The following is a 19288-nucleotide window of genomic DNA, read 5'->3' on the forward strand; positions in this document are numbered from 1 at the left end:
CTCAGCCCATCCGTAATTGCAGGCTGGAGGGCGGATGCTTGCCCTTGCGCCCACCCAGGTAAAAAGCGTAGACCGCCAGCGCGAAGATTCCCATGATCAAGGCTGTCCAGACCAGTGATTGTGCCGGATGTTGTGCAAAGGTCGCCAGCTGGTAGAACAGCACAGCAGCACCATACCCCAGCCCAGTGCTCCATGCCACACCCAGCGCTGCCCAGCGCGGGCCAACCTCGCGGTACATTGCCCCGGTGGCAGCCACGCAGGGAAAATACATCAGGATGAACAGCAAGTAGGCAAACGCGCCAATTTTGCCGTCAAAATACTGGTTCATGGCGACGAAAGTGGCTTTGCTGACCTCTTGTTCGTCATCAATTGTGCCGAAACCCAGCGGGTCGCCCAGATTAGCCATTGCATCCCCCAGATTGGTCGGGATAGTTGCGATAGCTTCCTGCAAACCTGCGGTGAGGCTGTAGCCTGTTTCTTCTTCTCCGCTGTTTGAGGGGGAAGTGCCCATTTGGCTGTAGAGCGCGTCCAGAGTGCCCACGACCACTTCTTTCGCCAGCAGATCGCTGACAATACCGACCGTTGCAGGCCAGTTATCCTGCTGGATACCCAGTGGTGAGAACACCGGTGTGACAACTTTGGCCGTCGCGCTCAGCACAGACTTCTCGGTATTCTGGTTGCCGAAACTGCCATCCGTACCCAGACTGTTGACCACGTTGATGACCATCACCACCATCACGATCAGTTTGCCCGCGCCGACGATGAAGCCTTTCAGCTTGTTCCATGTGTTGATCAGGATGTTGCGCAAGCCTGGAATCTGGTAGGTTGGCATTTCCATCACGAAATGGTCTGCGCCGCCCTGTAACAATGTTTTGCGCATGATCAGCCCGGTAAGGATGGCGAAAGCGATCCCGGTCAGGTACAACAGGAACACGATGTTCTGTCCACCACCCTGGAAAAAGGCGGCGGCAAACAGTGCATACACCGCCAGCCGTGCACCACAGGACATAAACGGAGCCATCAGCACGGTGAGGATGCGTTCACGCGGGCTATCGAGCGTGCGGGTCGCCATGATGGCGGGCACATTGCAGCCGAAGCCAACGATCAGCGGCACGAATGCCTTGCCGGAAACCCCAAGCTTGCGCATGAACTGGTCCATCACGAAGGCCGCGCGCGACATGTAGCCGGATTCTTCCAACAGGGTCAGGAACAGGTATAACGCGGCGATGATGGGGATGAAGGTCGCCACCACCTGCAAGCCACCGCCTAGCCCATCCGCCAGCAGCGTGGTCAGCCATTCGGGCGCGAAACTTTCCAGCACATGACGGACGCCATCCACGGCAACGGTTTGCACGGCAATGTCGAAAAAGTCGATGAATGCCCCGCCCAGGTTGATACTGAACAGGAATAGCAGGTACATCATGGCCAGGAAAATCGGCACGCCAGTCCAACTCCCCAGCACCCAACGGTCTACCTTGTCGGAAAGGGTACGGCTGATTTTGCCGCGTTCGTGCACCACTTCCTGTGCCATGCGGGTGGCGAGGTCGAAACGTGCATCCGCCAGCAGGAAATCCAGGTCTTCGCCGGTAGCATCCTCAATTTTACGGTGCAGGGCGTAGATAGTTTTTTCCACTTTGCAGGTTTGTAGCGCAAACAGCGCGTCAGCGCGGTCTACACCTTCCGACTGCGAGCAGACGTGCTGGATGGCAGCTTCAACACTATCGTGGTAGGGAATATCGAAGTGGACGGTGGAAGAGCTGGGGATATAATGGCAGATGGCATGGTGAACCGGGCGCAAATCCTTGTCGTTGCGCAAGGATACCGGGATGACCGGGCAACCAAGGCGCTCGTGCAGGGCTTGTACATCCACCTGCCTGCCGCGCCGTTCCGCCACATCCATCATGTTCAGCAGCACCAGCATGGGCACGTTCAGTTCGCGCAGTTGCAGGGTCAGGTACAGGCCGCGTTCCAGCGTGCTGGCGTCCAGAATGTTGATGTAGAGGTAATCATGGTGTTGCTGGACAAACTTGCGGGCAACCGCTTCGTCGGCGGAGGTGTCGCTGAAATCCAACGAATAAGTGCCGGGCAGGTCGACCACGTGCAGGTCTTCATTGAGCAGGCGGCACTGGCCTTCCTTGCGCTCAACTGTGACCCCTGGCCAGTTGCCGGTACGCTGGCGCGCGCCGGTCAGCAGATTAAACAGGGTGGTTTTGCCTGCGTTGGGGTTGCCCAGCAGGGCGATTTCTTTGTGCAAAGCTGATCGCGGGCAGCGTTTTTCCTGTGCGTTACAACATTCTTTTGCCACGGTTTACTCCTGCACATGCACCATGATTTTGTCGCTGATGGAACGGCCCAAGCTGATACGGTTATTGCCTGTGCCCAGCACAATATCGCCCCTGCGGTTGCGCAGGACTTCAATACGGGTACCCTTGCCAATACCCATGCCCAGCAGACGGATGCGGGTAGGGTTATCCGTTTGTACGGACTGGACGTGGGCAGCGGTCATTTCTGCCAACCAAGAAAGGGGTTGGGCTTCAGCGAGGCTCATGCTGTGCTACCTGTATATGAAAATGATTCTCAAATTTATATTAGATGTTTTTAATCTTCAAGTTCTACTGAACATTTTATTGGATAGCTTGTCATAATCGGTGATGCATGGATTGACAACCTGCATCAGGTCGTGGACTCCTCCGACAATCTTACCTCCCTGGGTGGCCAGGGAGGTACTTTTCCAGCCACAGGTGATATGAGGGCTACTGTGAAAATAACGAACTACTTTCTTCCCGCACTGCTGCTGTTCGCTGTAGCCGGATGCGACCGTCTGGAAAAGGATGTGATGTCGGCACCGGATGACGACACGCTTGACCGTTACGGTCTGGATACTGTGAAACTGGGTGATAAACGGGCAGAGGCAGGCAAACAACTGCAAGCCTTGCTGGATAAGCCCATGCAATGCAAACCGGGGAAAACCGGGCTAGGTGACAGTCGCAAGGCATATGTACTGGAAGAGTGTACCGCAACGCCTGCCAATGGTGAGGTAGGCAATCTGTGGGATGAGAAACTGAGTTTCTTCAAGGCTGTTTTTGTGGAAAACCAGCTGTGCAGTCTGGAACTGCAACTGAAAACCTCCGGCGACTATGAAGCCCTGTATGACGCACACGGCAAAAAGATTCTCAACCTGTTTGGCAAACCGGATGAGGCAACCGCCAAAGGGGTTGTCTGGCAGCGCGAAGGTGACGAAGCCACGCTGAAGGATTTGGGTAATGGACGCATCAATGTGGAAATCCGCAACAAAAAGGTTATGCAAGCGCTGCATCACAAAGGATAACGATAGAAAGTTTAACAATATAAAAAATTACCAGGGGCTTGTGGGGCAAACTGACGGGGCATAACTGATAAGATGCGCAATGTTGTTGTTACACCTGCGTTGTTATGCCCCGTATCCTTCTTTTCAACAAACCGTATGACGTGCTTTGCCAATTTACCGATCAGGAAGGCAGGGCGACGCTTGCCGACTATATTGCTGTTCCCGGCGTCTATGCGGCTGGCCGTCTTGACCGCGACAGCGAAGGCTTGCTGCTGCTGACCGACAATGGCAGCCTGCAACACAAAATCGCCAACCCCAAACATAAAACCCGCAAGACCTACTGGGTGCAGGTGGAAGGCGCACCAACGGATGCCGATCTGGAACCGTTGCGCAAGGGCGTGATGTTGAAAGATGGCATGACCCGCCCGGCGCGTGTACGCCTGATAGAGGAACCACCCAGCTTGTGGCCGCGCAACCCGCCCATCCGGGTACGCCAATCCATTCCTGACAGTTGGCTGGAGCTCACCATCAGCGAAGGCCGTAACCGGCAAGTGCGGCGCATGACTGCGGCTATCGGTTTTCCAACCTTACGTCTGATCCGTTACCGGATTGGTTCCTGGACGCTGGATGGCCTAGCCAGTGGGGAATGGCGGGAAGCCTGAGCCAGCAAGCAATGTTCCGCTCAGTAGTTGCGTTTGCGTAGGCAAGTTTCAATGCAGCGCAAAACCTCGTATTCCATTTCATCGGCATCGTTAATGCGCATGTAAGCGCCGAGGAATGAAACAACGCGGCGTGCCAGCTGCTGGTGGTCTTCATCCGGGGCAATGACGGCGGCGTAAAGTTCCTGGTCGTCCCGCAAGAAACTGCAAATCAGGCTTTTGAGGGGAGAGTCATCCAAGCTGACTTGTACGGCAAGGCTTTGGGTATGCTTGCGTACCATCACAAAATTATCTGCCATCACGCTGATGATGGGGTTCTCCATGGCATTCTCCTGCGGTGCGTTGTAGTTGGCATTCTGAATTATGACAGCCAGCTTAAAGCATAGGTCGCGACAGGCACTCCCTTCAAGTGGTATTAAGGGGGGGGGAATTTTGGCGTCAGATTCGGGGACATGCGCAGGAGCGCAAAATATTGCGCCCCTACTGATTGCAATGGCAGGAAAAATGGGTAAGCAGGGCGGCAAGCATTTCAGGATTTGCCACTGTCAGCCTCATCGCAAGCCACTTCTTTCTGGTTGCCGTCCTCGAAATGCAGGCGGCAGCGCTGTGGCCCAATAGGCTCGTTCTTAACAATGACTGGCATGACGCTACTGGTTGCTGCTGTCGTTTTTGCTGGCTCGGATTCAGCTGCCGCTACGGATACCGCCATCAATAGAGCGGTAGACAAAATATACTTGAACATAACAAAAGCCCCTGTGAAGTTGATTTTAAGCCCGCAGCCCGATGCAAATATTTATCTTGACTGCTTGAGTATGATTATCTATTTGTTATTAATTTGAATCCGTGATGACAAACACATTTAATGAGTATTTTGGCAAATATACGTCTTATTACCCAATGGGCAATATAAGTTAAAATTTGATCAATTAATTTGAGGGTGCGAGAAGGGGGGGGGAAAATAGAGGGGGAGGGGAGTCAGCAGGGAAACAAACGCCACCCTGCCCCCGGAGTCCGCTAGGGGCAGGATAATAAATCAAGAATTATTCAGCAGCAGACGGCGCGCAGGCCACGTCCTTGGTGCTTGCGTCTTCAAAATGGATGCGGCAAGTACCTGGTGCAATGCTCTCATTTTTGATGATGACCTGAAGTTTATGGGCAGCAGCCGGAGTAGTTGTCAGTTGGTCAGAAGCTGCGACAGCAGCGAACATCATCAGTGACAAAACGGTAGTCATTGCAAACTTAAACATTTTCGTGGCTCCATAAACAGTGGTTGGTCGTGCAGGTAAGTGCGTCTTGTATGGGTTGAATTATGCGGAAAATATTCGGGCGAGTACGTGATGGTTAGCACATTTTGGGAGGGACGACAGCGGATTTGCGTTTAGAGTGTGATGAAGGTCACAAGTGGAGGGGCGGCTCTCTTCATTTTGCGTCATGCAGGTTGCCATTTGTTCGTGGCTCGAAGTGAATTATAGCATTCACAAGCAGCCTGCTGGTCTGCTATTAATGCAGCATCCCTTCCATCAACCAACCTGAACCCATGCCCAAAGCCTTTATCAGCTACGCCCGCGACGGTGGCCACGGTGAAAATCTGGCGATTGAAATGTTTGGGAGTGGTGTCAGGATGCTTGGCAGGAAAAATTGCCAGCAAGTTCTGTGATAGATCCAAAGGCATCGGGTTTGGGTGTTTTTTATGTAGTGCGTGGTGGTTCTTGGTGTACATTTGGAACATCTACCCGTTCTTCAACCCGCCATAAGAATGGATATGAGGAGCGTAGCTTTGATCTTGGTTTTCGTATAGCCGTAGATGATGCTGGGCTATAACTGGGTGGAAAAAAAGTTTGGATAATGCCTCAATTCGCTGAGGATTATTCCAGATTCTTTAAATCTTCAAGGTCTTTTGATCGACCACTGGCAGTCTTGTTTTTCTTGAAGTCTTCAAGGCTGATGACGTGTATGGTAAGACCGTCATATTCCACATCCAGCCGCTGGGCGTAACTGTCGGGAAACTCCACGCCGTCCGGCTGGGTCAGCAGGTCAATCCGCAGTGGCGGGTAGCCGTGGATACCAAGCGCATAGCCACCTACCAGCAGGTACTCAACCCCGTGACTGTTGAGTAACCCGATAAACTCTTTGAAGTCTCGATGGAACATCTTTGCGGAAACTCATCCAGGATTGGCGAAGCATTTCGATGGCGTCAATGCGTTCAGCAACAGGGCGGGTGATCCAGTAATGGTAGTCGGATGGCTGCTCCTTGTTAGTGGTGACGCACACAACCTTGCGGATCATACGGGGCGGGGATGTTGGGGTTTCTGCTTCCACTGGTTGCTCACGACTGATTTGATAGGCGAATTATAGCATTCACAAGCTCCCTCTAGTCTGCTATTAATGCAGCATACCTTCCATCAACCAACCTGAACCCATGCCCAAAGCCTTTATCAGCTACGCCCGCGACGGTGGCCACGGTGAAAATCTGGCGACTGAAATCCAGCAGCAATTGCAGGCTGCCGGGTTTGCCGTGTTCCGCGATGTGACTGGCTTGAAGCCTGGCGACCCGTGGTTCCACAAACTGGAGTTTGAACTTGAAACCAGCGATGTGATGGTGCTGGTGTTGTCGGAGAAGGTACGCAAGTCCAAGTGGGTGCATAACGAATTCAGCATGGCGGAGGAAATCGGCATTCCGGTGATCCCGGTGCTGGCGGAGGTGATCCGGCAGCCGTTGTGGGTGCGGCATTTGCAGATTCTGGATTTTTGCGGGGCGCGGGATTGGCGGGTGTTGCTGGATGCGGTGGGTTCGCCTGTGGGAACCCTCACCCCCCAGCCCCCTCTCCCAGTGGTAGAGGGGGAGCAAGAGAAGGTGCGGCCTCTTAGCCCCTCTACCTCCGGGAGAGGGGTTGGGGTGAGGGAAAACGACCTGACAGGTCGTTACATCATTCATGATAACGGCACAGTAACGGATACCCAAACGGGCTTGATGTGGAAACGGTGCAGCGAAGGGCAAAGCGGTGCTGATTGTAGTGGCAACCCTGCCGAGTATAGTTGGAATGCTGCCATGTCTAAATTTGGCGAGGGGGTAAGTTTTGCTGGCTACAACGATTGGCGTATGCCGACTATCGAAGAACTGAAAACTCTTGTGGATAAAAGCCAGAAGCCGACGATTAACCAGACAGCATTTCCCAATACACCTTCTGCGTGGTTTTGGTCGGCGTCTCCTGTTGCCTACAACGGCTACGGCGCATGGTACGTCTACTTCTTCGATGGCCACGACGGCTACTACGGTAAGGTCAACGGTGGTTCTGTTCGTTTAGTTCGTAGCGGACAGTGATTTTGCTTTTTGCTTCTGCGGTAGTCAGTGTGAGTTCGGTGATATACTCGGCGGCATCGAAGAAACTCCTTCCCACTTTCGTGCAATGGAATAAGCCAACAACCACATGCTAGTCTTCTCCGACCTCTCCCTCCGCCGTGGCGCCAAGCCGCTGCTGGAATCCGCCTCCTTCTCCATCCACCCCGGCCAGAAAGTCGGCGTGACCGGCGCGAACGGCGTGGGCAAATCCAGCCTGTTCGCCCTGATCCGGGGTGAACTCGCGCAGGATTCCGGCAACTTCAGCAAGCCGCCCGGCTGGGTGCTGGCGCATGTGAAGCAGGAAACGCCTTCCAGCGAACAGACCGCACTCGACTATGCCCTGCACGGCGATGAAGAATACATCAGCCTGCAAGCGCAAATCGCCCAGGCCGACGGTGCACACCTTGGCGAACTGCACGCCCGTCTCGACGCCATCGACGGCTACACGGCGGAGAGCCGCGCCGCCACCCTGCTGCACGGCCTCGGTTTCAAGCCGGAGGACATCGCCCGCCCGGTCAGCAGCTTTTCCGGCGGCTGGCGGATGCGCCTCAACCTCGCGCAGGCGCTGATGTGCCGTTCCGACCTGCTGCTGCTCGACGAACCGACCAACCACCTCGACCTCGACGCGGTGATCTGGCTGCAAGACTGGCTGAAAAGCTACCGGGGCACGCTGCTGCTGATTTCGCACGACCGCGAATTCCTCGACGCCATCTGTACCCACATCGCCCACATCGAACACGGCAGGCTCACGCTCTACACAGGCAACTATTCCACCTTTGAAATCACCCGCGCGGAAAAACTCGCCCAGCAACAAGCCGCTTTTGAAAAACAGAAGCGCGAACGCGAACACATGCAAAAGTACGTCGACCGCTTCCGCGCCCAGGCCACCAAGGCACGGCAGGCACAAAGCCGCCTCAAGGCGCTGGAACGCATGGAAGTGATTTCCGCCGCGCACGTCGACTCGCAATTTCATTTCAGCTTCCGCGACCCCGAAAAACTGCCCGAACGCTTGCTCAACATGCAGGGTGTGGCGATTGGCTACGGTGACAAAACCATCATCACCGGGGTGAAACTGCAAATCCTCGCCGGTGAACGCATCGGCCTGATCGGCCCCAACGGTGCGGGTAAATCCACCCTGATCAAGTTCCTCGCCGCCGAACTGCCTGCACAGGCGGGCGAATGCTGGCAGGCGCAAGACCTCAAAATCGGCTACTTCGCCCAACACCAACTGGAACAACTCAATCCCGACCAAACCCCGCTGCAACACATCCGCGAACTCGACAAACAGGCGCGCGAACAGGACTTGCGCAACTTCCTCGGCGGCTTCGGCTTCCAGGGCGTGCGGGTGGATGAGGCAGTCGCCCCATTTTCCGGCGGCGAAAAAGCCCGCCTCGCCCTCGCGCTGCTGATTTACCAGCGCCCCAATCTGCTGCTGCTCGACGAACCCACCAACCACCTTGATTTGGAAATGCGCCTTGCCCTCAGCATAGCCTTACAGGAATTCGTGGGTGCAATGGTCATCGTCTCGCACGACCGCCACATGCTCAAAACCGTCACCGACAAGCTGCTGTTGGTGGATGCAGGCAAAGCCACGGAATTCGAAGGCGACCTCGACGATTACACCATCTGGCTACAAACCCGTTTCCGCCGCGAAGAGGATGAATCCCGTAGGGGCGAACCCCCGTGTTCGCCCAATCCCCCCGCGGCCCACACCTCCGCTGGACGCAAAGACCAACGCCGCGAATCCGCCGAAAAGCGCAAACAACTCCAGCCCCTCAAACGCAAGGTCGACAAGCTCGAAGCCGAAATGGACAAACTCAACCAACAAAAGCACCTGCTGGAAGAACTGCTCGGCGACCCGGAACTCTACACCGAAGGCCACAAGACCAAACTGAAACAAATCCTTCAGGACAAGGCTACGCTTGATGCCCGTCTGGAAACCGTCGAAATGGAATGGATGGAAGCCAGCGAGGAATATGATGCTGCGATGAAGATGTAGGGGCGTATTGCATACGCCCATTCTCGGCAGCCGTTAAGAGGGCGTATGCAATACGCCCCTACACCTGTGCCCAAAGAGTGAATTGGTGATCAGTAAGGTTCAACAATTCGCACAATGTCTGTAACCGGGGTAAATCTTTCTCCTCCCGTCGCAAATCCAGCGGAATATCCGGCACTTCGCAATCAATCCCCGTCAACTGCCGCGCCAGCCGCACCGTCGCTTGATGTTCCTCCACCAGCGCCTGCAAGCGCTTCGCCCCACGGGTTTTCATTTGCCCGATTTCAGGAATCCGTGATAGCAAAATCTCGGTATCCTTGAATTTCTGCAACAGCCGCGCCGCAGTTGCCATGCCAATTCCTGGAATGCCGGGAATGTTATCCGCCACATCGCCAGCCAACGCCAATTGACAGGGAATCTGCTGCGGCCACACGCCGAATTCCTTTTTTACCCCGCCAGATGTTAATGGCTTGCGCTTGCCGTAATCCCACCAGATGTCATGTTCACCGACTAATTGCGCCAGATCCTTGTCGCCACTGATGATCATGCAGGCGTGGCCGTTTGCCTGATGTTGCTTTGCCCATGTGCCGATAATGTCGTCAGCCTCAAAGTGATGGCTGGCGGCCTGCACGATCCCCAGCGCATCCAGAAAATCACGGCACAGCTGGAACTGGTATTTTAGTTCATCCGGGGCAGGGGGGCGGTTGGCCTTGTAGGCGGGGTAAATCGCCTTGCGTTTGGAAGTATGCAGGCTGGTGTCGAAAGCAAAGCCAATCTGCTGCGGCTGTTCGGTTTGCAGCAGGTTGTAAACAAAGCGCAAAAAACCCAGCACCGCATTGACCGGGTTGCTATCCCTGTCTTGCGGAATATGGCCGCGCACGAACCACGGGCGGAACACATAAATGCTGGCGTCGATCAGCCAAACAGGGCTTTCAGGCACGAGGATTTCCGGTAATAGGGTAAATTCTGGACTATAAACATTCGACTATAAAAATGCACGGGCAGACTTTTTATGAAAGAATTAACGCGAGACCATGAAATAAAGGAGTAGGTATGCTGAATTTGCGCACGGTACAGTGGATGGTTCTGGCGACTTCCGCATTATTCACAGTGACAGGATGCAATGAAAAAATTGGTGCTACAACCCCGGTAGCGGTAAAACCGATAGAAACCTTGTCTGTGGATGGTGTCGGGCCAATCAATGCGGACACGCCGTTCAACCTGCATGAAATTGGCATGGCATTCCAGGGTTTGAATGTAACGCAGCAGACCAATTACAGCGAAGGTCAGCCCTACCACGTTATTACGGTCAAAAAAGATGTCAAGGAGCTGCTGACCATCAACCCGGATGTGAAAGAAGACAAAATCTTTTCCGTTATGGTGCATGACAACTTGGTCGCCAACGGTCTTGGTCACGCCATCGGTATGAAATTCAACGAGATTTATTCATCCGGCAGTACCGAGGAATGCGCAGCCGGGGCGGAGGAGCTTTCCGGGAAAGTACTGTGTTATGCGCCCAAAACCGGCAATATCCTGTATCTGTTTGGTGGTAGCTGGAATGGGCCAGATGGCGCAGTTCCACCCAAGGATGTGTTAGCTGGCTGGCAGCTGGATGCCATTATCTGGAAGCCGCCAGCAAAATAGCTGAAAGTAGAGGGGCGGTTGGACTCCGCCCCCTTACCAACCTCAAACGGGCTTGAAGTTGTCGATCGTGCTCGCGCCTTCGCCGAAGAAGAATTTTTCCATTTCCTCTTCCAGGAATTTGCGGTCTTTGGCGTTGATCGGACTGAGGCGGTATTCGTTGATCAGCATGGTTTGCTGGCGCAGCCATTTCCCCCAGGCTTCCTTGGAAACATGTTCATAAATGCGTGTGCCCAGTACACCGGGGTAGGTTGGGCGCTCCAGCCCTTCTGCTTCGCGCCCCAAGTGGACGCAGTTCACCATGCGTGTCATAAGATTCCTCAGGTTTCTTGCTTACGTATTCTGAAAAAACTGGCGCACTGCCGCTGACAGCCCGCCGCCAAATTGTGTGCCTGCTTTATACCAGAGCCAGCCTTCGCCTTCCATTATCCGTGCTGTTTGCGTGTCGAAATCGACCTGTAACGGATGTAGGTGCAGGCGGTAGTGTGAAAAGGTGTGGGTAAGCGTCGCCAGCCGTTGGGAAATGATGCAGGTTTGTCCGTGTATTTCTAGTAACCAGTCAGCCATGACGTTTTCGTCAGCAAATTCGGGGAAACTCCACAGCCCGCCCCAGATACCGGTCGGTGGGCGTTTCTGGAGCAGGATTTCACCTGCCGGATTGCGTAGCAGCAGCGCGATGGCAGATTTTTCTGGCAAATCCTTTTTCGGGCGCTTGCCGGGGTAATCCTGTGGCGTGCCTTGCTGGAAACCTTGGCAGCCGGATTGCAGGGGGCATAGCAGGCAGGCAGGTTTGCTGCGGGTACAGAGGGTGGCTCCCATGTCCATCATTGCTTGGGTGTAGGCCGCATTGCGGGTAGTTGGCAAGTGTTGTTCGGCATATTGCCAAAGTTGTTGCAAAACGCGCGGTTCCCCCGGCCAGCCGCTGATGGCGTGGTAGCGGCTCAGTACCCGTTTGACATTGCCGTCCAGAATGGCGTGTGGCTGGTTGAGGCTGAGGGATAAAATGGCTCCGGCGGTGGAGCGGCCAATGCCGGGCAGGGCTTGCATGGCGTCAATATCAGTGGGGAATTCACCGGCATATTGCGCTTGCACGATTTGCGCGGCTTTGTGCAGGTTACGGGCGCGGCTGTAATAACCTAACCCTTCCCAGCGCTGTAGCACATCATCCAGCGGCGCATCCGCCAGCGCTTGTACTGCGGGAAAGCGCTGCATAAAGCGCTGGAAGTAAGGGATGACGGTAGCTACCTGGGTTTGCTGCAACATGATTTCCGACACCCAGACACGGTAAGGGGTGGGGTTATGCTGCCAGGGTAAATCCTTGCGCCCGTGCTGGTCGAACCATGCCAGCACGCGGGCAGCGAAATCGGTTTCTGCCATTGTTATCTTGCGGTAAACCTTTTACTATTGCGGGCTGACAGCCTATCTCACTACGCGGGTGTAGTTCAATGGTAGAACGGCAGCTTCCCAAGCTGCATACGAGGGTTCGATTCCCTTCACCCGCTCCAACCCATAATTTCCATATTGCCACAAACGGCTAAAATAGCGCTAAGTGACTGATAAAAAAGAGGCGCTGATTCTACGCAAGACTACCCATAAACACATGAAGCGCAAAACATACCGGGTATGAAAGCGGGTAGAATTTTGTGGGCGGTCTGTCAGGGTGCTTTCAAGCGGGTATGAAAAGCGGGTATATTGCCCTGTATCCGTTGATAGCTAAGGGAGTTCGTTTGCAAATGGGCAAAACCGTCACACTGCTTTCTGATCTGGAAGCGCGTAATGCCGAAGTCAGGGAAACCACCTACCGGATAAAGGATGCGCCAGGGCTATATCTGGAAATAAACCCGAACGGCTCCAAAATCTGGCGGCTACGCTACCGCAACCCGCAGACCAAAAAAGAAACCATGTTCACCGTCGGAACCTTCCCGGAAACGAAATGCGCAGAGGCACGCCCCGCAGCCGAAGAAGCCAAGGCGCTGGTGAGGCAGGGCATAGACCCCAACACCAAAAAGCAACGCGACCGCCTCCGTGGTAGCGGCAAAACCTTTCAGGAGGTTGCGCTCGAATGGCACGAAAACCAGATTGGCCGATGGAAAAAGAGCAACGCTGAACAAGTGATGCGCTCGCTCGAACTGGATGTTTTCCCCCATATCGGCAAGCAACCCATCGACGATCTGGAAGCGCCCGACGTGCTGGCGATACTGCGGCGCATCGAAGGGCGCGGCACTCTGCCCCAGGCGCAAAAGGTCAGGCAGCGCATCAACGCCGTTTTCAGGTTCGCCGTGATCGTCGGCTATATCAAGGGAAACCCTCTGCCTGAAAATATGAAGGGCGCAATCAAGGCGTATAAGCAAAAGCACTTCAAGGCGCTGACGGTTGACGACCTGCCCGAATTCTTGCGCGATCTGGCAGCATACCGCTCGGAAGTGTTGCGCCGCGCCGTGGAATTTACCTTGCTGACCTTCGCCAGGACGGGATCGGTAAGAATGGCCGAATGGCAGGAAATCGACTGGGAAAACGCCTTGTGGCGCATCCCGGCGGAACACATGAAAATGGAAGAGCCGCACATCATCCCGCTATCAAAACAGGCATTGAAACTGCTGGAAGAACTGCGGCCTTTCACCGGGGATTCACACCTGATCTTTTACACATCCCGGCGCAACCAGCGCATCAGCGAAAACGCCATGCTGCAAGTTATCCGGCGCATAGGCTGGAGCGACAACACCACCATCCACGGGTTCCGTGCCATCGCATCCAGCACCCTGAAAGAGAACGGCTTCACCCATGAAGTCGTGGAAAAGCAACTGGCGCACCAAGGGCGCGACAAGATAGCGGGAGCCTATGACTACATGGCCAGGTACATGGGCGAACGCAAAAACATGATGCAATGGTGGGCTGATTTCCTCGACGAACAGCAGCATGGGCGCGGCAAAGTCATCATCGGCAACTTTGCGCAGGGCAGGGCATGAACCTGCTACACTGACCCAATACAACACCGGGCAACCGGGAAACCTTGCCACCACTGAGCGAGTGCAACACATGAGCGACACACCCAAAAAGACACTGACCCTCACCCGCAAACCTGCCAGCACTGGCGCATCGCCATCTGCTACCGTTACACGCACCGGCAAGCGCGTCATCCGGCGCGACGATCTGCCCAACGTCCAGCGACCGGGGAAGGGCGGCAAGCCAGCAGCGGCCAAGGCCAAACCGAAGAAACCACCCCGCAAACCGCAACCCAAAAAGCAGGTAACACCGCCGTCAGAACTCAAGATGCGCGAACTGAACGACCGCCTGAACGGGTTCCGCGTCTGGCTGACCTATCAGCCCTTGGCGCTCGGCATCGAAAAGCACATCTTCAAACTGGTGAACGATGAACACTTTCCCGGTGCATCCAAGAAAGTCGTGCAGAAACTACTGCGGATGCACACCAACCACGGCCTATACCTGCAAGCCATCCAGCGCGGCGGCGCTCGCTACACCCTGGACGGCACGGAAGAGGGCGACATCAGCCAGCAGCACCAGCAGCACGCCGCCGAAACCCTCACTACCCGCCAATCAGCCAGGACATAGACAGTTGGAGATTGGAAACCCGTTGGGGATGGTGTATGTGAACTGCGTGTCGATGTGGGCGCGGGCTACCGCATCTACTATGGGCGGTATGGTGAGGAGCTTGTCATTCTCTTGTGTGGTGGCGACAAAAGCAGCCAGCAAGCCGACATTAAGCAAGCAATCCAGTATTGGAAAGATTTCAAGGCGGAAAAGCATCATGGGAACAGTACCTTACAGTAGCGCTGATTATCTGGTAACAGATGAAGACATCATGGAATACCTGAATGCAGCAATCGAAGATGGCGACAACAGTGTGTTGCTGCTGGCACTGCGTAATGTCGCCATTGCTAAAGGTGGTTTTGCGAAACTGGCAGAAGTTACCGGCCTGAATCGTGAAAGTTTGTATAAGGCATTGTCAGAACAGGGGAACCCGCATTACGGCACTGTGGCGGCAATTATGCGCGGTTTGGGTTTCCGGTTTGCAGTAATGCCAGACCAAGGCAATAATCACTTACAGGCAGCATGAAGGTGACAGGCTGAACAAGCACAAGCGGCGGGAGCCGCTACCAGACCACAACACCACCAGCCGGGACAACCCCGGCTTTTTTGTTTACACCCATAAAAAAATGTTCACAAAAACCGGATGCAATGATTTGCACGAAAATTCACAAATCCTTGCATTTGCAAAAATGCGAAACCAAAGCAGGGCGCGGCCTTGATGCGGTTTTCGTGCATTGCATTTGTGCAAAGTATTTTTAAGCGAGTCCCCCCGCCCCGACACCGTTTAGATTGTAGCAAGGGCTGGTGTAAAACTCCTGATAAATAAGAGACTTGAAAAAATTTATAAGCATGTTTTAATGGAGGCGTGGGCAACCACACAAGCGCGTCGTGAAGACGTTTTAATCCGAATCATGGAAAAACGAAAATGCAAAGCAACACTCGTCTTTGCTTCAATCGTTACCTTGCCGAAGTGGCGACAGCCAACAGACTGGACAAGGCAACGGGAGAAGCATTCAACTACTCACCAGAAGCACAACAATCCTTTTACAAAATGGTCGGGGAAAAAGCCGACTTTCTGAAACGCATCAATCAGATTACCGTCACCGCTCAACTGGGGCAGAAAATCGGGCTTGGCGTAAGCAGACCGATTGCCAGCCGAACCAACACCGACGAATCAGAACGCCAGACCCGCTATGTGGGCGAACTGGACGGCGACACATACCACTGCCAACAAACCAACTATGACACGCACCTGAAATATAGCCTCATGGATTCATGGGCGCACCTGGACGACTTCGGCACGATCTACGCCAGCCAGATTGCAAAACAGGTTGCGCGTGACCGTCTCATGATCGGCTGGCGTGGTGAAAATGCAGCGGCTGAAACCGACGTAACCACAAACACGCTATTGCAGGATGTGAACGAGGGATGGACTACCAAAGTCCGCAAGAAACAGCCTCACCGCTTCATGGGGTACGGGTCAGACGGGAATCCGACCGAAGACACCTACACGGTAGGCGATGGCAGCAAATACGGAACGCTTGACGCGCTGGTGTTCGACATGACAGTGAACCTGTTGGACGCATGGCATCAGGAAGCGGATGACCTTGTTGTGATGGTCGGGCGTGAAATATGGGTAGCGCACGGGCTGGCGCTGCTGGCAAACACCAGCTTGCCGACAGAACGTAATGCACTGCAAACGTGGTTCGCGTCAAAGACTGTAGCGGGCTTGCCTTGCATCATGCCGCCTTACCTGCCAAGCCGTGCCGTGATCGTCACCAGTTACGACAATCTGAGCATCTACCACCAGACGGGAACCCTACGCCGTACCATCATCGACAACCCAAAGCGCGACCGGGTAGAAGAATACCTCTCTGAAAATGAGGCGTATGTCGTGGAAGACTTCGGCAAATTCGCCGGAGTCCGGCACGGTGCAATCTTGCTGCCCGATGGGGCGGGCGGCTGGGCGTAAGCCATGATTTCACCGGCTGCACAACATCGGGTGAAAGTCGAATCAGGGCGGAATCCCGCCCCTGATTCACAGTCTGCCGACCGTACCGCAAACGGCCAGTATCGCGCTTTCCTGTACAAGCTGAAATCTGACCGGAAGCGGCTTTCAAGCATCCGCAGCCAGACCCGGCGCGTGGAAGTGAAACGCGAAATCCTCACGGAATACAGCGACTATCTGGACGGTGTGTTGTCTGCCGACTGTGGCGGGCAAGATAGCGTGGTTGTCTGGTGCGCACTGTGGGCGGCGGATGTGGGCAATATCAGCAGGGCGGTACAACTCGCAGGCTATGCGCTCAAACACGATATGCAGCAACCGGACGGCTTTTCCCGCTCTCTGGTGGAATCCATTACCGAAGAAATCAGCAAGGCGGCACTAGCGGGCAACCCTGCCGACCACCTGCCAGACCTGCAAACACTGTGGGCGCTGGTGGCTGGGCAGGATATGACCGACAGCATAGCCGCCAAACTCTGCAAGGCTTATGGGATGGCACTGGCTGAAACCGACCGGAACCGGGCGGCGGAACTGCTGGAACAGGCACAAGCACTGCAATCGAACATAGGCGTAAAAGGCCACCTGAAAAAACTGCAAGGAGTAAAACCCGTGACTATCACCACCGACACCGCCAAGCGTTACGACCTGCCAACCAGCAGAGCGGCGAAGCTCGCCGGGGTATCAGTCCCGACATTCCTGAAACTGGCCTCACTCAATCCGGCGGAATTGCCTTATGTCTGCTTTGAATCAGGCAAGCACAAGGCTTTTCGATTCTGCCACCGTGACGTTGAAACATTCCTGCAAAAGCGCACACACGGCGCTGCTGCATAAGCAAAAGGACACATGATTATGAAACTGAAAACCGACTTTATCCGCGCAGCCGTCGAAGGCAAAACAGCAGACGGACGCGAAATTACCGGGCAACAAATTGAACAGATGGGGCAAAGCTACAAACAGGACACCTACAACGCCCGTATCTGGCCTGAGCATATCCGGGGCATCATGCCGGATGGTTTATTCAAGGCGCTTGGCGATGTGGTAGAAACCAAGGCCGAACGCATCAAAGAGGGTGCGTTAGCCGGGAAAATGGCGCTCTATGTGAAAATTGAGCCTCACCCAGACCTAATATCAATGGTTCGCAGCGGGCAGAAAGTCCACCTCAGTGCAGAGATACACCCACAATTCCCGACAACGGGCGGTGCGTACCTGATGGGGCTGGGTGTTACCGATTCCCCCGCATCCCTCGGCACGGGAATTATGCAGTTCAGCACCAGCAACCGTACTGATTCAGTATTCACCGACCCGCAGGAAATCACCAGCAACCTGAACCCGGCAGAAACCCCAGAAGAAGCGGAAAAGGCCGCGCATTTCAGCAAGATGGTGGATTACTTCACCGACGAACTGAACCGTGTACGCACAGAACGCGATGCACTCAAGGATGAACTGGAAAAAGTCAAAGCCGATTTTGCAGTGGAACGCGATGATCTCTTAGGTCAGATTCCAGCCGATGGCTACAAATTCCGTCCGCTTACCACGGGTGCAGAACTGGACGGGGAGCATTTGGGGAAATGGCGCTAGGCTAAAGCCACCGGCAACCTGATCAGCACTTGCCAATCGCTGCCGATTGTCACAAAGTCGGCTAAACCGCAGGCAATAAAAAAGGGGAAGTTAGCGGCTTCCCCTTTTTGCGTGTCCCTGTGGATGATCTGACTATCTGACAGGAACTTGGAGTATGGAGCTAAAAAACGATGTTGGCAATCCTTGGGGAATGACCGACGGGGAAATGGAGTATTACGGAAAACTAAGTACCCAGCATCAGGAATATTTGCCGTGGTTGTTTATCAATTATGACGAAGAAGCAGAAAGCAATGCACTCAACATAAAGAAATCAATTAATATAATGCAAAACCGGAAAGCGAATATTAAAGTATGGCAATACCATTATAAATGGAATATTGAGCACGAACGGGCAAAGCATTTTCTTAGTGCTTCAATGTCAATTCATCATTTGGCTATGTTGGTCTTCCCTTTTTTGTCACAAGAGCAAGAATATAAGGTTTTCTGTGGTGCTGTAGTTAGCATGATATGCAATCAATCTATACAAGTAAGTTCATTTCCGTGGCAGGGTGAATATTATCAATTGGTTGAGCCATATATAGGCCAGAAAGCAATAAACGCCTTAACTGATGAACGGTCAAGTATTCAGCTATATTCAAACCTTACTGATAGTGGTTTGAAAAATTTGGCAAAGGTAGCACATGCTGAATTTGTAAGGGCTACTGTGAAGAATTGGCATTTGTCAAAATGTGCAGAAATATGGACAAGTTACCTTGAATATATGACTATACATGGGGCGCTGCCGTCAAGGCTGCATTTCGGTGTTGAATACCGGGGGGAACAGCCGGAAATATTAATTCAGAAGCAAGAAGAAAATCATTTTAAGAGTGCAAAAGAGCGGAGAAATACATTTGCTCGGGAGTTTAAAGAGTATGCAGAACGTCATAGGTTTGATTCTCTAGGCGATATACCACGAGATCATAAGTCAGCATATATAAATGAGTTTGCAGACCGGTATCCGCAGGATCAAAAAGCAGGGGAAAGTAAAGAAGAACGAAGAAATAAGTACATAGCAACTTTGAATAAAGACTGGGAAATTCTACAGCAAGAAAATCCGCCAAGGATAGGGAAGGGTTTCACAACAAATCAGACATAGAACAAAAGCAAAGCAAATCAGAACTTTTTCACGTTTTCGGACATTTTCGGATATTGATTTTCGGACATTGGGCTTAGGCAG

Annotated in this window: 22 protein-coding genes, 1 tRNA gene and 1 pseudogene; 15 read left to right on the top strand and 9 right to left on the bottom strand. The window is 53.7% G+C overall.

The annotated features are described in order from the left end of the window. Nucleotide 1: 1 nt before the first annotated feature. Nucleotides 2–2305, bottom strand: a complete 2304-nt coding sequence (gene feoB / locus THINI_RS16015; protein WP_002709599.1) for a Fe(2+) transporter permease subunit FeoB — start codon at nucleotides 2303–2305, stop codon at nucleotides 2–4. Between the two features lie 3 nt (nucleotides 2306–2308). Then, a complete protein-coding gene (locus THINI_RS16020) occupies nucleotides 2309–2548 on the bottom strand; it encodes a FeoA family protein (RefSeq protein ID WP_002709600.1) in 240 nt (79 codons plus the stop codon). A 210-nt stretch (nucleotides 2549–2758) separates the two neighbouring features. Between THINI_RS16020 and THINI_RS16025 the strand changes: the two genes are divergently transcribed. Together THINI_RS16025 and THINI_RS16030 are read left to right on the top strand one after the other, a co-directional pair. Continuing rightward, nucleotides 2759–3328: a hypothetical protein gene (locus THINI_RS16025; RefSeq protein ID WP_002709601.1), complete on the top strand. Its 570-nt coding sequence runs from the start codon at nucleotides 2759–2761 to the stop codon at nucleotides 3326–3328. Nucleotides 3329–3432: 104 nt separating this feature from the next. Then, complete coding sequence (locus THINI_RS16030; protein WP_002709602.1) at nucleotides 3433–3969, top strand: rRNA large subunit pseudouridine synthase E; 537 nt, start codon at nucleotides 3433–3435, stop codon at nucleotides 3967–3969. 20 nt (nucleotides 3970–3989) lie between these two features. Here THINI_RS16030 and THINI_RS16035 read toward each other — a convergent pair whose 3' ends face one another. The 3 genes from THINI_RS16035 to THINI_RS16045 all read right to left on the bottom strand — a co-directional run bounded on the left by THINI_RS16035 (nucleotide 3990) and on the right by THINI_RS16045 (nucleotide 5213). Further along, complete coding sequence (locus tag THINI_RS16035; RefSeq protein ID WP_002709603.1) at nucleotides 3990–4289, bottom strand: hypothetical protein; 300 nt, start codon at nucleotides 4287–4289, stop codon at nucleotides 3990–3992. Between the two features lie 206 nt (nucleotides 4290–4495). After that, a complete protein-coding gene (locus tag THINI_RS16040) occupies nucleotides 4496–4708 on the bottom strand; it encodes a hypothetical protein (protein WP_002709604.1) in 213 nt (70 codons plus the stop codon). Nucleotides 4709–5006: 298 nt separating this feature from the next. Continuing rightward, nucleotides 5007–5213, bottom strand: coding sequence for a hypothetical protein (locus THINI_RS16045; protein ID WP_002709605.1), 207 nt, complete (start codon nucleotides 5211–5213; stop codon nucleotides 5007–5009). A 406-nt stretch (nucleotides 5214–5619) separates the two neighbouring features. Between THINI_RS16045 and THINI_RS27365 the strand changes: the two genes are divergently transcribed. Then, entirely contained in the window at nucleotides 5620–5787 is a 168-nt protein-coding gene (locus THINI_RS27365) for a hypothetical protein (protein WP_425358298.1), read from the top strand. A 44-nt stretch (nucleotides 5788–5831) separates the two neighbouring features. Here the strand turns inward: THINI_RS27365 and THINI_RS16055 are convergent, their stop codons facing one another. Then, entirely contained in the window at nucleotides 5832–6116 is a 285-nt protein-coding gene (locus tag THINI_RS16055) for a hypothetical protein (RefSeq protein WP_002709606.1), read from the bottom strand. A gap of 269 nt (nucleotides 6117–6385) precedes the next feature. Here THINI_RS16055 and THINI_RS23645 point away from each other — a divergent pair, with 269 nt between their 5' ends. Continuing rightward, nucleotides 6386–7288 (top strand): Lcl domain-containing protein, encoded by a 903-nt coding sequence (locus THINI_RS23645; RefSeq protein ID WP_002709607.1) that lies wholly within the window; start codon nucleotides 6386–6388, stop codon nucleotides 7286–7288. Between the two features lie 106 nt (nucleotides 7289–7394). Continuing rightward, nucleotides 7395–9305: an ATP-binding cassette domain-containing protein gene (locus tag THINI_RS16065; protein WP_002709608.1), complete on the top strand. Its 1911-nt coding sequence runs from the start codon at nucleotides 7395–7397 to the stop codon at nucleotides 9303–9305. Nucleotides 9306–9363: 58 nt separating this feature from the next. Here THINI_RS16065 and THINI_RS16070 read toward each other — a convergent pair whose 3' ends face one another. Next, complete coding sequence (locus THINI_RS16070; RefSeq protein WP_002709609.1) at nucleotides 9364–10242, bottom strand: 5'-3' exonuclease; 879 nt, start codon at nucleotides 10240–10242, stop codon at nucleotides 9364–9366. A 113-nt stretch (nucleotides 10243–10355) separates the two neighbouring features. Between THINI_RS16070 and THINI_RS16075 the strand changes: the two genes are divergently transcribed. Then, entirely contained in the window at nucleotides 10356–10946 is a 591-nt protein-coding gene (locus tag THINI_RS16075) for a DUF1131 family protein (protein WP_002709610.1), read from the top strand. Nucleotides 10947–10988: 42 nt separating this feature from the next. Here THINI_RS16075 and THINI_RS16080 read toward each other — a convergent pair whose 3' ends face one another. Further along, nucleotides 10989–11255: an oxidative damage protection protein gene (locus THINI_RS16080; RefSeq protein ID WP_002709611.1), complete on the bottom strand. Its 267-nt coding sequence runs from the start codon at nucleotides 11253–11255 to the stop codon at nucleotides 10989–10991. Between the two features lie 21 nt (nucleotides 11256–11276). Beyond that, entirely contained in the window at nucleotides 11277–12320 is a 1044-nt protein-coding gene (gene mutY / locus THINI_RS16085) for an A/G-specific adenine glycosylase (RefSeq protein WP_002709612.1), read from the bottom strand. 54 nt (nucleotides 12321–12374) lie between these two features. Here mutY and THINI_RS16090 point away from each other — a divergent pair. The 9 genes and pseudogenes from THINI_RS16090 (at nucleotide 12375) to THINI_RS16130 (ending at nucleotide 19207) form a co-directional block, all read left to right on the top strand. After that, nucleotides 12375–12448, top strand: a tRNA-Gly gene (locus THINI_RS16090). A 228-nt stretch (nucleotides 12449–12676) separates the two neighbouring features. Then, the gene (locus THINI_RS16095) at nucleotides 12677–13909 is read left to right on the top strand and encodes a tyrosine-type recombinase/integrase (RefSeq protein WP_002709613.1); all 1233 of its coding nucleotides are present in this window, start codon (nucleotides 12677–12679) and stop codon (nucleotides 13907–13909) included. Nucleotides 13910–13979: 70 nt separating this feature from the next. After that, complete coding sequence (locus THINI_RS16100) at nucleotides 13980–14513, top strand: ProQ/FINO family protein (protein WP_002709614.1); 534 nt, start codon at nucleotides 13980–13982, stop codon at nucleotides 14511–14513. A 15-nt stretch (nucleotides 14514–14528) separates the two neighbouring features. Beyond that, a pseudogene (locus tag THINI_RS27370) lies at nucleotides 14529–14732 on the top strand (type II toxin-antitoxin system RelE/ParE family toxin); the annotation flags it as partial. Continuing rightward, nucleotides 14710–15018, top strand: coding sequence for an addiction module antidote protein (locus THINI_RS16110; RefSeq protein WP_002709616.1), 309 nt, complete (start codon nucleotides 14710–14712; stop codon nucleotides 15016–15018). The pseudogene THINI_RS27370 and the gene THINI_RS16110, both read left to right, overlap by 23 nt. Before the next feature lie 399 nt (nucleotides 15019–15417). Continuing rightward, nucleotides 15418–16464, top strand: a complete 1047-nt coding sequence (locus tag THINI_RS16115) for a phage major capsid protein, P2 family (RefSeq protein WP_002709617.1) — start codon at nucleotides 15418–15420, stop codon at nucleotides 16462–16464. 3 nt (nucleotides 16465–16467) lie between these two features. Further along, nucleotides 16468–17325 carry a phage terminase small subunit gene (gpM, locus tag THINI_RS16120; RefSeq protein ID WP_002709618.1) on the top strand — a complete coding sequence of 286 codons (858 nt, stop codon included), beginning with the start codon at nucleotides 16468–16470 and terminating at the stop codon, nucleotides 17323–17325. Between the two features lie 18 nt (nucleotides 17326–17343). Next, a complete protein-coding gene (locus tag THINI_RS23650) occupies nucleotides 17344–18072 on the top strand; it encodes a GPO family capsid scaffolding protein (protein ID WP_002709619.1) in 729 nt (242 codons plus the stop codon). A gap of 154 nt (nucleotides 18073–18226) precedes the next feature. After that, nucleotides 18227–19207 carry a hypothetical protein gene (locus tag THINI_RS16130; protein WP_002709620.1) on the top strand — a complete coding sequence of 327 codons (981 nt, stop codon included), beginning with the start codon at nucleotides 18227–18229 and terminating at the stop codon, nucleotides 19205–19207. The last annotated feature ends 81 nt before the right edge of the window (nucleotides 19208–19288 follow it).

Origin of the sequence: Thiothrix nivea DSM 5205 (assembly GCF_000260135.1) — a bacterium.
Lineage (GTDB): Bacteria > Pseudomonadota > Gammaproteobacteria > Thiotrichales > Thiotrichaceae > Thiothrix > Thiothrix nivea.

Coding starts and splice junctions, on each gene's coding strand:
- THINI_RS16045 (WP_002709605.1), bottom strand. CDS start 5,213: ATGTTTAAGTTTGCAATGACTACCGTTTTGTCACTGATGATGTTCGCT.
- THINI_RS16110 (WP_002709616.1), top strand. CDS start 14,710: ATGGGAACAGTACCTTACAGTAGCGCTGATTATCTGGTAACAGATGAA.
- THINI_RS16130 (WP_002709620.1), top strand. CDS start 18,227: ATGGAGCTAAAAAACGATGTTGGCAATCCTTGGGGAATGACCGACGGG.
- THINI_RS16055 (WP_002709606.1), bottom strand. CDS start 6,116: ATGTTCCATCGAGACTTCAAAGAGTTTATCGGGTTACTCAACAGTCAC.
- mutY (WP_002709612.1), bottom strand. CDS start 12,320: ATGGCAGAAACCGATTTCGCTGCCCGCGTGCTGGCATGGTTCGACCAG.
- THINI_RS16035 (WP_002709603.1), bottom strand. CDS start 4,289: ATGGAGAACCCCATCATCAGCGTGATGGCAGATAATTTTGTGATGGTA.
- THINI_RS16020 (WP_002709600.1), bottom strand. CDS start 2,548: ATGAGCCTCGCTGAAGCCCAACCCCTTTCTTGGTTGGCAGAAATGACC.
- THINI_RS23645 (WP_002709607.1), top strand. CDS start 6,386: ATGCCCAAAGCCTTTATCAGCTACGCCCGCGACGGTGGCCACGGTGAA.
- THINI_RS16100 (WP_002709614.1), top strand. CDS start 13,980: ATGAGCGACACACCCAAAAAGACACTGACCCTCACCCGCAAACCTGCC.
- THINI_RS16115 (WP_002709617.1), top strand. CDS start 15,418: ATGCAAAGCAACACTCGTCTTTGCTTCAATCGTTACCTTGCCGAAGTG.
- THINI_RS16040 (WP_002709604.1), bottom strand. CDS start 4,708: ATGTTCAAGTATATTTTGTCTACCGCTCTATTGATGGCGGTATCCGTA.
- THINI_RS16065 (WP_002709608.1), top strand. CDS start 7,395: ATGCTAGTCTTCTCCGACCTCTCCCTCCGCCGTGGCGCCAAGCCGCTG.
- THINI_RS23650 (WP_002709619.1), top strand. CDS start 17,344: ATGAAACTGAAAACCGACTTTATCCGCGCAGCCGTCGAAGGCAAAACA.
- THINI_RS16095 (WP_002709613.1), top strand. CDS start 12,677: ATGGGCAAAACCGTCACACTGCTTTCTGATCTGGAAGCGCGTAATGCC.
- THINI_RS16075 (WP_002709610.1), top strand. CDS start 10,356: ATGCTGAATTTGCGCACGGTACAGTGGATGGTTCTGGCGACTTCCGCA.
- THINI_RS16080 (WP_002709611.1), bottom strand. CDS start 11,255: ATGACACGCATGGTGAACTGCGTCCACTTGGGGCGCGAAGCAGAAGGG.
- THINI_RS16030 (WP_002709602.1), top strand. CDS start 3,433: ATGCCCCGTATCCTTCTTTTCAACAAACCGTATGACGTGCTTTGCCAA.
- gpM (WP_002709618.1), top strand. CDS start 16,468: ATGATTTCACCGGCTGCACAACATCGGGTGAAAGTCGAATCAGGGCGG.